The organism is Halomonas sp. E19 (genome assembly GCF_052439355.1).
GTDB lineage: Bacteria > Pseudomonadota > Gammaproteobacteria > Pseudomonadales > Halomonadaceae > Halomonas.
This window is the reverse complement of the sequence record NZ_JBNFWU010000001.1, coordinates 3568396-3581176: the sequence shown is the minus strand read 5'-3', so window position 1 is coordinate 3581176 and position 12781 is coordinate 3568396. Positions and strand designations below refer to the sequence as shown.

The 12781-nt window shown below is 67.9% G+C and carries 7 protein-coding genes and 4 pseudogenes; 2 read left to right on the top strand and 9 right to left on the bottom strand.

Annotation, left to right across the window (positions count from 1 at the left end; all coding sequences use genetic code 11):
* Positions 1 to 11: 11 nt before the first annotated feature.
* The 4 genes from napA to napE form a co-directional block, all read right to left on the bottom strand.
* Complete coding sequence (gene napA / locus ACUDAL_RS18800; RefSeq protein ID WP_444679202.1) at positions 12 to 2504, bottom strand: nitrate reductase catalytic subunit NapA; 2493 nt, start codon at positions 2502 to 2504, stop codon at positions 12 to 14.
* Positions 2501 to 2782, bottom strand: coding sequence for a chaperone NapD (locus ACUDAL_RS18795; protein ID WP_444679201.1), 282 nt, complete (start codon positions 2780 to 2782; stop codon positions 2501 to 2503). The genes napA and ACUDAL_RS18795 overlap by 4 nt, the downstream gene beginning before the upstream one ends.
* Positions 2783 to 2794: 12 nt before the next feature.
* Positions 2795 to 3301 carry a ferredoxin-type protein NapF gene (gene napF / locus ACUDAL_RS18790; RefSeq protein ID WP_444679200.1) on the bottom strand — a complete coding sequence of 169 codons (507 nt, stop codon included), beginning with the start codon at positions 3299 to 3301 and terminating at the stop codon, positions 2795 to 2797.
* Positions 3302 to 3388: 87 nt separating this feature from the next.
* A complete protein-coding gene (gene napE / locus ACUDAL_RS18785) occupies positions 3389 to 3580 on the bottom strand; it encodes a periplasmic nitrate reductase, NapE protein (protein ID WP_444679199.1) in 192 nt (63 codons plus the stop codon).
* A gap of 125 nt (positions 3581 to 3705) precedes the next feature.
* Here napE and ACUDAL_RS18780 point away from each other — a divergent pair, with 125 nt between their 5' ends.
* The gene (locus ACUDAL_RS18780; RefSeq protein WP_444679198.1) at positions 3706 to 4236 is read left to right on the top strand and encodes a DUF4142 domain-containing protein; all 531 of its coding nucleotides are present in this window, start codon (positions 3706 to 3708) and stop codon (positions 4234 to 4236) included.
* 105 nt (positions 4237 to 4341) lie between these two features.
* Here ACUDAL_RS18780 and aroQ read toward each other — a convergent pair whose 3' ends face one another.
* The 5 genes and pseudogenes from aroQ to trmB all read right to left on the bottom strand — a co-directional run bounded on the left by aroQ (position 4342) and on the right by trmB (position 10543).
* The gene (gene aroQ, locus ACUDAL_RS18775; RefSeq protein WP_444679197.1) at positions 4342 to 4782 is read right to left on the bottom strand and encodes a type II 3-dehydroquinate dehydratase; all 441 of its coding nucleotides are present in this window, start codon (positions 4780 to 4782) and stop codon (positions 4342 to 4344) included.
* Between the two features lie 28 nt (positions 4783 to 4810).
* Positions 4811 to 7791: pseudogene (glnE, locus tag ACUDAL_RS18770) on the bottom strand (bifunctional [glutamate--ammonia ligase]-adenylyl-L-tyrosine phosphorylase/[glutamate--ammonia-ligase] adenylyltransferase).
* An 81-nt stretch (positions 7792 to 7872) separates the two neighbouring features.
* Positions 7873 to 8243, bottom strand: a pseudogene (locus ACUDAL_RS18765) (diacylglycerol kinase).
* A 40-nt stretch (positions 8244 to 8283) separates the two neighbouring features.
* Positions 8284 to 9720, bottom strand: a pseudogene (gene dacB / locus ACUDAL_RS18760) (D-alanyl-D-alanine carboxypeptidase/D-alanyl-D-alanine endopeptidase); the annotation flags it as partial.
* Between the two features lie 112 nt (positions 9721 to 9832).
* Positions 9833 to 10543 (bottom strand): tRNA (guanine(46)-N(7))-methyltransferase TrmB, encoded by a 711-nt coding sequence (gene trmB, locus ACUDAL_RS18755; protein ID WP_444679196.1) that lies wholly within the window; start codon positions 10541 to 10543, stop codon positions 9833 to 9835.
* 316 nt (positions 10544 to 10859) lie between these two features.
* Here trmB and ACUDAL_RS18750 point away from each other — a divergent pair.
* A pseudogene (locus ACUDAL_RS18750) lies at positions 10860 to 12735 on the top strand (beta-ketoacyl synthase).
* The last annotated feature ends 46 nt before the right edge of the window (positions 12736 to 12781 follow it).

Below are 12781 nucleotides of genomic sequence, written 5' to 3'. Positions count from 1 at the left end.
ATCACCTCCCCTTAGACGGCCTCGATTCGGCAGGCGCACTTCTTGAAGTCCGTCTGCTTGGAGATGGGATCGGTGGCATCCAGCGTGACCTTGTTGATCAGCTGGCTGGCATCGAACCAGGGCACGTACACCACGCCGCGGGGCATGCGGTTGCGCCCGCGCGTCTCGACCCTGGTATGCATGTCGCCGCGCGGGCTGACGATGCGCACCTCGCTGCCGCGCCTGACGCCGAGCGCCTGCGCATCCTCAGGATGCATGTAGACCACCGCCTGCGGGTAGGCCCGGTGCAGCTCGGGCACCCGCCGGGTCATCGAGCCGGAGTGCCAGTGTTCCAGCACGCGCCCCGTCACCAGCCACAGAGGAAACTCTTCGCTCGGCGCCTCGGCGGGCGGCTCGTAGGGCACGGCATAGATGATCGCGCGGCCGTCGGGCTGGGCATAGAAGTGGAACTGGCGCCCCTCCTCCACGTACGGGTCGTGGTCACCGTTGTAGCGCCAGCGGGTCTCCTGGCCATCGACCACCGGCCACAGCTTGCCGCGGCTCTGGTGGTAGCTGTCGAAATAATCCAGGTCCTTGCCCTTGCCGCGGCCGAAGCGGGCGTACTCCTCGAACAGGCCCTTCTGCACGTAGAAGCCGAAGTGGTGGGACTCGTCGTTGTCGAACTCGGGATTCAGCTCATCGAGTCCGAAGGCGTCCACCTGGCCGTTGCGGAACAGCACTTCATAGAGGGTCTTGCCGCGGAAATCCGGATTGGCGTTGAGGAACTCCTGCGGCCACACCTCCTCGATGTCGAAGCGTTTGGAAAATTCCATCAGCTGCCACAGGTCGGAGCGCGCCTCACCGGGCGCGGTGACCATCTGCTGCCAGAACTGCGTGCGCCGCTCGGCGTTGCCGTAGGCACCCTCCTTTTCCACCCACATGGCGGCGGGCAGGATCAGGTCGGCCACCTCGGCGGTCACGGTGGGGTAGGCGTCGGAGACGATGATGAAGTTGTCCGGGTTGCGATAGCCCGGATAGGTCTCTTCGACCAGATTGGCTGCCGCCTGGACGTTGTTGTTGCACTGCACCCAGTAGACGTTGATCTCGCCATCCTTGAGCATGCGATTCTGCAGTACCGCATGCGCCCCGGGCTGCGCCTGGATGGTGCCCTCCGGCACCCGCCAGATCTCCTCGGCGTAGCGCCGGTGGTAGTCGTTGGTGACCACCATGTCGGCGGGCAGGCGGTGCGAGAAGGTGCCCACCTCGCGCGCCGTGCCACAGGCCGAGGGCTGGCCGGTGAGCGAGAAGGGGCTGTTGCCCGGGGTGGAGATCTTCCCGGTCAGCAGGTGGATGTTGTAGATCATGTTGTTCGCCCACACCCCGCGGGTGTGCTGGTTGAAGCCCATGGTCCAGAACGACATCACCTTGGTATCGGGGTCGGCATAGAGTTCGGCCAGGGCATCGAGCTGGCGCTTGGGCACACCGGAAAGCGCGGTCACCATCTCGGCATCGTACTGCTGCAGAAACTCCCGATAGCGCTCGAAGTCGATGTCGCGCGCACCCGCACTGTCGCGGGCATTGGCCGCCGCCAGCTCCAGGCGATGCTCGGGGCGCAGGCCGTAGCCGATGTCGACATTGCCCTCCATGAAGCGCACGTGCTCGTTGACGAAATCCCAGTTCACCCGGTCGTTCTCGATGATGTAGCGCTGGATGTAGTTGAGGATGGCGAGGTCGGCCTGGGGGTGAAGATGATCGGCTGGTCGGCCAGCTCGAAGGAGCGATGCTCGAAGGTGGAGAGCACCGACACCCGAACGTGGGGAAGAGAGCCGCCGGTCGGTGATGCGGGTCCACAGGATCGGGTGCATCTCGGCCATGTTGGCGCCCCACAGCACGAAGGCATCTGCCGCCTCGATGTCTTCGTAGCAGCCCATCGGTTCGTCGGAGCCGAAGGTACGCATGAAGCCGAACACCGCGGAGGCCATGCAGTGGCGTGCGTTGGGATCAATGTTGTTGGAGCGAAAGCCCGCCTTCATCAGCTTGTTGGCGGCGTAGCCTTCCCAGATCGTCCACTGTCCCGAACCAAACATGCCGATGGCGTTGGGGCCCTTCTCGCGCAGCGCGGCCTTGTACTTCTCGGCCATGACATCGAAGGCCTCGTCCCAGCTCACCGGGGTGAACTCGCCCTCCTTGTGGTACTCGCCGTTGCGCTTACGCAGCAGCGGCTGAGTCAGGCGATCCTCGCCGTACATGATCTTCGACAGGAAGTAGCCCTTGATGCAGTTGACGCCACGGTTGACCGGCGACTGCATGTCACCGTGGGTCGCCACCACCTGGTTGTCGCGCACCGCCACGTTGACACCGCAGCCCACGCCGCAGAAGCGGCACGGCGCCTTCGACCACTTGAGCTGGGTCTGCTGCGCATCGGTGACGATGTTCTGGGCCTGGGTCGCACCCGACATGCCTGCCGCCGTTACTGCCGTGGCCACGGCCGAAGTCTTGATGAAATCGCGTCTTGTGAGCGTCATCCCGCTATCTCCCCTATCTCCCGATCCAGTTCTTCGGCCGATTCGACATGGTGGTAAACCAGGTTGACCGACAGCACGCCCGGCCTCTCCTGCAGCCAGTCGATGAACTCGACAATCCTTCGTTGCGATGGCATTTCAAGCAACACCACCAGCTTCCCCAGCGGGTCGACGACAGGCACATCGACATTCTCGAGCACCTTGCACTGGGTGACGATGGCCTCGACAACCTCCGGCTTTACCTGGGCGATTAGGCTTGAAATATGCTGTTGTTCTTGCATGAGGGTTCCCTTTTATCCCGCCACAGCCAGACCATATGGCTCGATTTTCACCGCCTGAACCGGACAGTGGGCCACACAGGCACCACAGCCGGTACAGGCGTCGCTCTCCACGATGGGCTCCGGCATGCGCCGTTGATTGAAGACGAAGTGAATGGCCCCAGTCTCGCAGGCCTCACCACAATTCTTGCAATAGACGCCCTGGCGCCCGAGGCAGGCATCGCCGATCGTGGCCACAACCTGCCAGGGTGAGGCATCGGGTGAAAGGTCGAAGGCAGGAGCGTGGCAGGCGTCGACGCAGGCACGACAGAAGGTGCATTCGCCGCGGCTGAAGTCGACCTCGGGGAAACCGCCGTCGCCGGCGCGCAGCACCTGCATCTCGCAGGCCTTTAGGCAGTCGCCGCACTGCACGCAGTGTCGGACGAAAGAGGCTTCGTCGCGTGCCCAGGGCGGCCGCAGCGCCGGCTCAGGCCTTGGGTGACCGCGCAGGAAGGCGCGGCGCGACGGATCGATGGCTGACATGGCAAGGATCTCGATTCATCAGGGGTGGCCATCCTGGCCTATTATCATGATCTTGATTATTCGTGCTTCTTCACCAGCCAATCGTACTCAACCAGGCGGTCCGGGCGGGCCGGTCACCAGCTGCAGCATCCACACCGCAAAGCCGTAGCCGGAAACCAGGATGACCGCAAGAATCGGAAAAAGAATGCCCGCCAGGAAGAGGAATACGGCCAATTCCCGCCGTTTTTCCTGCCGCTGTTCCAGCGTTTCCGGCTTGGGAGGTCTGCCGATCTTTTGCATTGTTCGTTCCATAAAACTACACCGAAGCGTGGCGTCATGTACTACCATAGGAAGCATCAGCGGGTTACGCAACCTGAATGAGGTACGTCACCCACCGGAATCGTTTTTGTCCCAGGAGAGCGGGAATGAAACGTAATTTTTCAGCAATGGCACGAACGGCAGCATTTTGTGCCTGCGCCCTTCTGCTGGCCCTCCCCCTGCAAGCGCTGGCGGAGGTCGATCGCCGCGAGGTGGCCGCTGCCCTGTATGCGCTGCATCAGCACCAGGCGGAGCTTGCCGAACTGGCCGAGGAGCGGGCGGAGCGAGACGAGATCGGGGCGCTGGCCAACACCCTGCGACGCAACCATGGCATCCTTGCCGAATGGCTTGAAGAAGCCGAGGAAGACCCGAGGTCGGGCGAAGCGGGGCCGGCCGAGGCCTTCGACCAGGAGGCCCATGAGGCGCTGCGACAGCAGGAGGACGAGGCTTTCGACGACGCTTACCTGACCTACCAGGCCCGGCTACACCAGGCCGCGATCGCCTACCTGGAGCGCAATCTGCCGGCGGAAGCCGCGCGCATGAATGAGTTCAACAATCACCTGATGGTGACCCACGAAACGCTGCACACCCACCTTGCCCTGATCGAGCGCCTCAGCGCGCCCGAGCGCCAGGACTAAAGCAAGCGCCTGCGCCTGGCCGGCGCAGCGAACCGCACCGGCCAGGCGCCCGGCAGAAGCCCGGGGAGCCACGATCAAGGAGACCCCGCGAGGAAGCACCGGCGCTCAGGCCTCGGTGGCGCGGATCACGGCCTCCAGCGCCGCCAGGTAACCCTGGCTGCCGAGCCCCGCGATCACGCCGTCGGCGCGCAGCGAGACATAGGAGTGGTGGCGAAACGCCTCGCGCTTGTGCACGTTGGAAAGGTGCACCTCGATCACCTTGCCCTCGAAGGCGTTGAGCGCATCGAGGATGGCCACCGAGGTGTGGGTGTAGGCGGCGGGGTTGATGATGATCGCCGCCGTGCCGTCGAGCCGCGCCTCCTGTATCCAGTCGATCAGCTGCCCTTCGTGGTTGCTCTGCAGCGCCTTGATGTCCCAGCCGTTGATGGCCGCCTTCTCGTACAACGCGTGGTTGACGTCGTCGAGGGTCTGGTGGCCGTAGATCTCCGGCTGGCGGGTGCCCAGCAGGTTGAGGTTGGGGCCGTGCAGGATCAGGACCTTGTTCATGGCATCTCTCTGGGTGGCGTGGAAAGGCTCAGGCGCTGGGCTCCAGCAGCTGCTGCCAGGCGTCGCGCACCGCCTGGCGGTGAGCAGCGAAGTCGGCATCGCGCCCGCGGGTGGTGTCGCGGGTCAGCGAGGCACGGTGGGCCGCGCTGCGCAGGGCCAGGTAGGCCTCGCGCAGGCGCCGGCACGCCTCGGCCGGCAGGCGCTGCGTCGCCTCCAGGGTTTCGAGGATGCGCATGTTGTCGCTCCAGCGCAGCAGCTCCGGCGTCTCGTGGCCCAGCGAGAGCACCGCGAATTGGCACAGGAACTCGATGTCGACCATGCCGCCGGGATCGTGCTTGATATCGAACTCGCCCGCTTGCGCCTTGCCGCCCAGGTGCTCGCGCATCTTGTGGCGCATCTTCACCACTTCCTCGCGCAGCGCCTCGGGGTCGCGCCGGCGGCCCAGGATCTCCCGGCGAATGGCATCGAAGCCTTCGGCCAGGCCGGCGTGGCCCGCCACGGCGCGAGCCCGGACCAGCGCCTGGTGCTCCCAGGTCCAGGCCTCGCGGCGCTGATAGTCGCCGAAGGCGGCCAGCGAGCTGACCAGCAGTCCGGCGTTGCCGGAAGGACGCAGGCGCATGTCGACCTCGTAAAGCGTGCCGGCCGGGGTCACCGCGGTGAGCAGGTGGATGATGCGCTGGCCCAGGCGGGTGAAGAACAGCGCCGTTTCGATGGGCCTTGCCCCGTCGGTGCTGCCCTGGGTGTCGGCGTCGTGGATGAACACCAGGTCCAGGTCCGAACCGTAGCCCAGCTCGATCCCGCCGAGCTTGCCGTAGCCGACGATGAGGAACTCCGGCTCGGCCCCGGCGCGCGAGCCGTCTTGGCGCAGCGGGTAGCCGTGCTTGCGCACCAGGTGGCGCCAGGCCATGGCCAGCACGGCATCGAGCAGCACTTCCGCGATATAGGTGAGGTAGTCGCTGACCTTCATCAGGTGGCGGGTGCCGGCGATGTCCGAGGCGGCCACGCGCAGCACATGGGCGTGCTTGAACACCCGCAGCGCCTCCAGCTGCGCCTCCTCGTCATCCTCGGGCAGGCGCGCCAGGGCCTGGCGCAGCTCGTCGGCCAGGCGCGCCTTGTCGGCCGGCGTGTAGAGCGTTGCCGGGGTCAGCAGCTCGTCGAGCAGCAGCGGGTAGCGCGCCAGCTGCTCGGCGATCCAGGGCTAGCGCCGCACAGCCCCATCAGGTGGCTCAGCGCCTCGGGATTCTCGCGCAGCAGCGCCAGGTAGGCGGTGCGCCGCAGCACGGCCTCGATCAGCGGCAGCACCCGCTCGAGCGCCGTGTCGGGCGCATCGCTCTGGGCCACGGCGTCGAGCAGCAGCGGCATCAGAGCGCTCAGGCGGTCGTGGCCGATCTGCTGCATGCTCTGCACCTGGCGCGACTGGCGCAGCCCCGAGAGGCGGCGCAGCGCCGTCTCGGCCTCGCTGAAGCCCGCCTCGGCCAGCATGGCCTGGGCCTCGTCGGCGTCGAGCTCGCCGCTCCACAGGGTGCGCCAGTCGTCCAGCGTTCGCCCGCCAGGCGCGGCGCCCTCGTCGCTCTCCGCGGCCCCGTCCTCGGGGTCGGCGATCACCGCATCGAAGTGGCGCCTGACACGCTCGCGTGCCTCGTCCAGGCGTGCCATCAGCGCCGGCCAGCCGTCCTGGTCGAGCGCCAGCGCCACCCGCTCGCGGTCCAGCGCATCGTCGGGCAGGCTCTGGGTCTGGCGATCCTCGCGCGCCTGCAGCACATGCTCGAGGTCGCGCAGGAAGACGTAGTCGGGCTCCAGCTCCTCGACCACCGCCTGGGGCAGCAGCCCCAGTTCGGGCAGCCGCGACAGCGCGGTGCGCAGCGACGTGACCTGCAGCTCGGTATCGCGCCCGCCGCGGATCAGCTGGAACGCCTGCACCACGAACTCCACCTCGCGAATGCCGCCGGAGCCGAGCTTGATGTTGGCCTGCATGCCGCGACGCTTCACTTCCCGGTTGATCAGGGCCTTGAGCTCGCGCAGCGACTCGATGGCGCCGAAATCGAGATAGCGGCGATAGACGAAGGGGCGCAGCTGGGCCAGCAGCTCCCGCCCGGCCTGGCAATCGCCGGCCACCGGCCGCGCCTTGAGCAGGGCGTAGCGCTCCCACTCGCGACCCTGGTCCTGGTAGTAGGCGGCCAGCGAGCTGAAGCTGCCGACCAGCGGGCCGCCTTCGCCCAGCGGACGCAGGCGCATGTCGACGCGGAACACGAAGCCGTCGGCGGTCATGGCATCCAGCGCGGCGATCAGTTTCTGGCCCAGCTTGGTGAAGTACTCCTGGTGCGCGAGCGCGGTGCGCCCGCCCACGGTCTCGCCCTTTTCGGGAAAGGCGAAGATCAGGTCGATATCGGACGAGAGATTGAGCTCGCCGGCGCCGAGCTTGCCCATCCCCAGCACCACCAGGCGCTGCTCGCTGCCGTCACCGCGCGGCGCCGGCCGCCCCCAGCGCGGCGCATGATGGCGCTCGAGCCAGCCCAGCGCGCCCTCCAGGCACACCTCGGCGAGCCGCGACACGGCGGCGGCGGTGGCCCACATGTCGATGCCGGCAGGGCGGGTCAGGTCGCGCCACACGATGCCCAGCATGCGCGCGCGGCGAAAGCGCCGCAGCGCGGCATGCAGCGCGGCCTCGTCCTCGGCGGCCTCCAGCCGCTCCTCCAGCCAGGCGGCGAGGGTGTCGGGCTCGGGCGCGGCGTCGAGCTCGCCGCCGGCATCCAGGTGCAAAAGCCAGTCGGGGTAGCGGACCAGGGTGTCGAGGGCGAAGTCAGAGACCACCACCACCCTGGCCAGCTGGCGGCGACGCGCCTCACCAAGCCCCTCCCAGTCGAGCGAGGGAGGCTCTCGGCCGGTCATCTCGGCCAAGTTGTCGGCCTGGGCCAGGCTGGCACTGAGCCGCTGCCACGCCTTGTCGCGCACCGCAACGAGCGCGGCGGGCAGATCCTCGGCAGGCAGGAAGTCATCGGGCAGGGGCATCGCCGCACACCTCTTTACATGGCTCGAAAGGCTCCAGCATAGCGAAGCCCGCGGCGCGACGGCACCCCTCGGCGTCGGCCCTCAGCCGAACAGCTTCTGCCACAGCAGCAGGCCCCAGGTCAGCCCGGCCGCCACCAGTGCCAGCATCACCGCCGCCGAACCGATGTCCTTGGCACGCCCCGAAAGCTCGTGGTGCTCGGTGCCGATCCGGTCCACCACGCTTTCGATGGCGCTGTTGACCAGCTCCACGATCAGCACCAGCAGGCAGCTGCCGAGCAGCAGGATCCACTCCACCGGCCCGGCGCCGATCCACCAGGCCAGGGGCAGCAGCGGCACGCACAGCGCCAGTTCCTGGCGGAACGCCGTTTCGTGGCGAAAGGCATAGCGCAGCCCTTCAGGGAGTAGCCGGTGGCGGCCACCAGATGGCGCCACCCGGTAAGTCCTTCCTTCATCCTGATGCCTTGCGGTAGTGGCGTGACGAGACGCGCCTCGGTGAGCCTCGATCATGCGCTCGAGGTCCAGCGCCAGGGGTCGAGCACCTGGGCCCAGTTGAGCCAGGGCGTGCTGGAGGTGCCGTTGACCAGCACGGTGAATACGCCCCAGCGCCCCGACCGTGTTCGAAAGTAGCCGCTTGCGGCGCGCACGGCAATCGGCTGATTGAGCGTACCGGTCTTGAGCATCACGTGCTCCTGGAACACCGGCGAGCCGCGCCGGATGAAGCGCGACACCCCGTTACCCGGCGACTGGAAGCTGGCGACGAAGCTGGGAAACAGCGCGGTGCGGTGGAACATGCTTTCGAGTAGCACGTTGGCCCCTGGGCCGAGGTGCGGTTCTCGGTGGTCAACCCGCTGCCGCTGAGCATGATCAAGGGGCCGTGGTCGGGCACGCCGGCCACGTAGTCCTGCAGCGCCTCGCCGCCTTCCAGCAGGCTGGCCCGCGGCCTGTCGACCAGGTTGAGCGCCAGCACGTCGGCCATGAAATTGTTCGAGTAGTTCATGACGTGCAGCAGCAGCTCCTGCAGCGGCCTGCCCTGCACCTGCGCCAGCACGCGGGCGGAAGCCGGCGGCGGCTCGATGCTGGTGACATAGCCCTGCCCCACGCCGATGCCACTCTGCTCGAGCATGGCCATCAGGGTGCGCGCCGTCTGTCGCGCGGGGTCGCCGCTGGCCCGGTAGACGTCGCGGGGCGAGGCGCCGAGCGCGATGTGGCCGCGCAGCAGCATCACGTCGCCCTCCTCACGCGTCACCCGCTCGGCGCTGAATTCGGTGCCGCCGTCGGCCGCGCGCGTCTCGATCCCGTTGTCCACGCCCAGCACCAGCGCCTGGCTGTCACAGCTGGTGACCCGGGCGGGCTCGCCGGCCGCGGCCCCGGGGCGACGTTGACGCACCAGTTGCCATGGTTGACGCCGGCGGACGAGAGCAGGGCGCTGTAGGAATTGCCCACCCGGGTCTGGGCCTGGCAGCGGTCGGTGGTGATGCACGCCACCGGGCCGAAGCGCCACTGGCTCACCACCAGCCGCCCCTCCACCCGGCGCACCCCGGCCTGGTGCAGGCGCTGGGCCAGGCGCCACAAATCCTCGGTGACCAGCCCCGGGTCGCCGCCGCCGTCCAGCACCAGATCGCCCTGCAGCACGCCCTGCGCATCCACCTGCGCCTCGCTCACCAGGTGCGTGGTGAAGCGGTGCTGGGGGCCCCAGCGGTCGAGCGCGGCCGCCGCCAGGTAGGCCTTGGTCACCGAGGCCGGCGAGAGCTGGCGCGCCGGTTCGATGGCGCCCAGCAGCTCGCCTGGGGCGGCTCCGTCGCCCAGCAGCCGGGCTTCGGCCCCGATCTGGTACCCGCGCTCGGCCAGGCGCCCGAGTTCGGCGAACCCCGAGCCCCAGGCCGGAAAAGTGAGCGCAAGTCCGCACAGCAGGACAACGCAACGCAGCATGAAGGCACCTCGCTAGGTGTTACGGCCAGCGCCTCTCGGTGGGCGCCAGGCCATGAAAAGAGTTGAATCACCCCACTCTGGCCACCTCGCCCCAATGGGCCGACGCAGGCCATCAAATCTCCTTGAAGCGGGCCAGCGCCTCCGGCGCGGGCGGCAGCGCGATCCTCAGCCGCCACAGTTCCTGACCGCTGAGCGCGTACTTGCGTTCGAAGGGCGTCAGGAAGGCGTCGCCCGGCGAATGGCGCTCGACGCTGGGCAGCGTGCCGACCACCTGGGCCACCGCCAGGGCGAACTCCTCCACGTAGAGCCGCCAGTTGGAGCGCAGCTCGAGCCGCCCTCCCAGCGCCAGGATCACCGGGAACACCGGGTGGCCGTGCCAGCGCTGCTTGAGGTGGGCCGACTTGGGATAGGGGTTCGGGTAGAGCAGGTAGTGGCGGGCCGGCTGCCAGCCAGCGCTCAGCGCCAGCCGCCAGAAGTCGACCAGGTCGGCCCTGACCAGCAGCGCGTTGCCGGGCAGCGCGCCATGGTTGCGCGACAGCCGGCTTTCGCTGCGATCCACCCCGATGACCAGGTGGTCGGCAAAGCGTTCGGCCAGCGCACGCGTAGAGAGCCCCACCCCGCAGCCGGCATCGAGGATCAGCGGCGGGGCAGCGGGCCCGGTCATGTGTCGCTCGCGCCAGGCCTGCGCCCGGGCGAAGGCGTGCCGGGTATGCTCGGCGACAGGCTTGCGAAGGGGCGCCGCCAGGGCACGCTCGACGCGCCGCGCCAGGTCCTGGTGCGGGCCGTCCTGATTGCTCGTGATGGAGCGCGAAGTGGCGTGCATGGGCGTCACGGCGTGGCGGAAAACGCCGCCATTCTACCAGCCATGCCTGGCCTTGCGAGTGTGAAAAAAAGGCGCACTCCCGAAGAAGCGCGCCCACATACCCACTCGTATGACTCAAACAGCCCGCCTAGCATAGCCCTGGCAGCACGATATTTCAAACGTTCGTTTCATGAAAAACAGCGTTTTTCTCGGCAAGGCGGCCATGACGGGGTCCAGAGACGGGTGCTATGATCGCGGCACATATCCCTATAACACCGACTCGCACAAACAGCACAACGAGGAAAGCGGCTTGTCACACTTACCGGTGATCGTCGGCATGGGCGGCATCAATGCCGCCGGCCGCACATCAGGCCATCAGGCGTTTCGACGCACCGTGATCGACTCCCTGCCCCAAGCGGAACAGCAGGCCCTGTTGCTCAGCCTGGCCGCGCTGATGGGCCTTGGCCACCACCGGGACGGAAGCTGGTACAACACCGCTCAGGAGCCGGTTGCCGCCGAGCAGCTCGTTGCCGAGTGTCGCGGGCGAATTCTCGACCACACCCTGATCCGCCGCATCGAAGACCCCCGCTTCAACGATGCCGGCCTGCCGGCCAACCGCCGCGCCCAGCTCGACCTGCCCCACAGCCTGGTGTTTCACATTCGCCGCCGCCAGCTGCCCGACCAGGTGCCGCCCACCTGGCAGATCCGTGAGATCGACCGCCACACGCTGGAGGTTTCGGTGCCTCCCGGCGAGCTGGAAGTGATGCTGCCGGAGGTACGCCAGGCCCAGGTGAGGGCGGCCGGCCAGCTTCCCAGCGGCTTCGACCCGAGCTCCCACTACCGCAGCGTGCACCACCCCCGCGGGCTGTCGATGGCCATCTTCGCCGCCAGCGACTGCTTGGGCAGCAGCGGGCTTGCGTGGGAGGCACTGCGTGACCGCCTCGACCCCGACGAAGTAGCGGTGTACGCCGGCAACTCCATCGGCCAGCTCGACGACGAGGGCTGGGGCGGCCTGCTCAAGAGCTTCGTCTCGGGCAACCGCGCCACCTCCAAGCAGATGCCGCTGGGCTACGGGCAGATGCCCGCCGATTTCCTCAACGCCTATGTGCTCGGCAGCGTCGGCGGCACCGGCGCCGCCCTCGGCGCCTGCGCCAGCTTTCTCTACAACCTGCGCCTGGGCATCGAGGACATCCGCAGCGGCCAGCGGCGCGCCGTGATGGTCGGCACCTCCGACGCCCCCGTGACGCCGGAGATCATCGAGGGCTTTCGCGCCATGGGCGCGCTGGCCGACGACGACAGCCTCAAGGCGCTGGACGCCCTGGAGCTGCTCACCGACGCCGACTACCAGCGCGCCTGCCGCCCTTCGCCCGCAACTGCGGCTTCACCATCGCCGAGGCCAGCCAGTTCATCCTGCTGCTCGACGACGCCCTGGCGCTGGAAGTGGGAGCCGAAATCCTCGGCAGCGTGCCGGGGTCTTCGTCAACGCCGACGGCTGGAAGCGCTCCATCTCCGCGCCCGGCATCGGCAACTACATCACCCTGGGCAAGGCGGCGGCGCTGGTGCGCGACATGCTGGGCGAGCAGGCTCTGAAGGAGCGCACCTTCCTGCATGCCCACGGCACCAGCACGCCGAAGAACCGCGTCACCGAGTCCCATGTTTTCGACCTGGTGGCCCGTGCCCACGGCATCGACCAGTGGCCGGTGGTAGCGGTGAAGGCCTTCGTCGGCCACTCCCAGGGCAGCGCGGCGGGGGATCAGCTGGTCAGCGCGCTGGGCAGCTTCGCCCACGGCCTGCTGCCGGGCATTCCTACCCTCGATGCCGTGGCCGACGACGTCCACGCCGAGCGGCTGCGCTTCTCTCGTGAGTCGCAGCCGTTCGCGGCCGACGCCGCCTTCATCAACGCCAAGGGCTTCGGCGGCAACAACGCCACCGGCGTGGTGCTATCGCCGGCGGTAACCGAGCGGCTGCTGGCCCAGCGCCATGGCGAGGCCGCCGTGGCTGCCTGGCGCGAGCGCCGCGAAGCCACGCGCCAGGCCAGCCAGGCCTACCTGGACGCCGCCGACCGCGGCCACTACCAGGCGCGCTACCGCTTTGGCGAAGGGGTGCTGGAAGGTCCCGAGCTCGAGGTCAGCGACACCGCCATTCACATCCCCGGCTACGCCAGGCCAGTCTCGCTCAAGGTGGACAACCCCTTCGGCCGCCTGGACGACTGACGACACGGGCAGGTCGGCATTGTCGCCCTGCCCTGTCGGCGTTACC

What these genes read in the sequence shown, in the direction of transcription:
- aroQ (WP_444679197.1), bottom strand. Translation starts at nt 4,782, where the DNA reads ATGAACAAGGTCCTGATCCTGCACGGCCCCAACCTCAACCTGCTGGGC.
- napA (WP_444679202.1), bottom strand. Translation starts at nt 2,504, where the DNA reads ATGACGCTCACAAGACGCGATTTCATCAAGACTTCGGCCGTGGCCACG.
- ACUDAL_RS18780 (WP_444679198.1), top strand. Translation starts at nt 3,706, where the DNA reads ATGAAACGTAATTTTTCAGCAATGGCACGAACGGCAGCATTTTGTGCC.
- ACUDAL_RS18795 (WP_444679201.1), bottom strand. Translation starts at nt 2,782, where the DNA reads ATGCAAGAACAACAGCATATTTCAAGCCTAATCGCCCAGGTAAAGCCG.
- napF (WP_444679200.1), bottom strand. Translation starts at nt 3,301, where the DNA reads ATGTCAGCCATCGATCCGTCGCGCCGCGCCTTCCTGCGCGGTCACCCA.
- trmB (WP_444679196.1), bottom strand. Translation starts at nt 10,543, where the DNA reads ATGCACGCCACTTCGCGCTCCATCACGAGCAATCAGGACGGCCCGCAC.
- napE (WP_444679199.1), bottom strand. Translation starts at nt 3,580, where the DNA reads ATGCAAAAGATCGGCAGACCTCCCAAGCCGGAAACGCTGGAACAGCGG.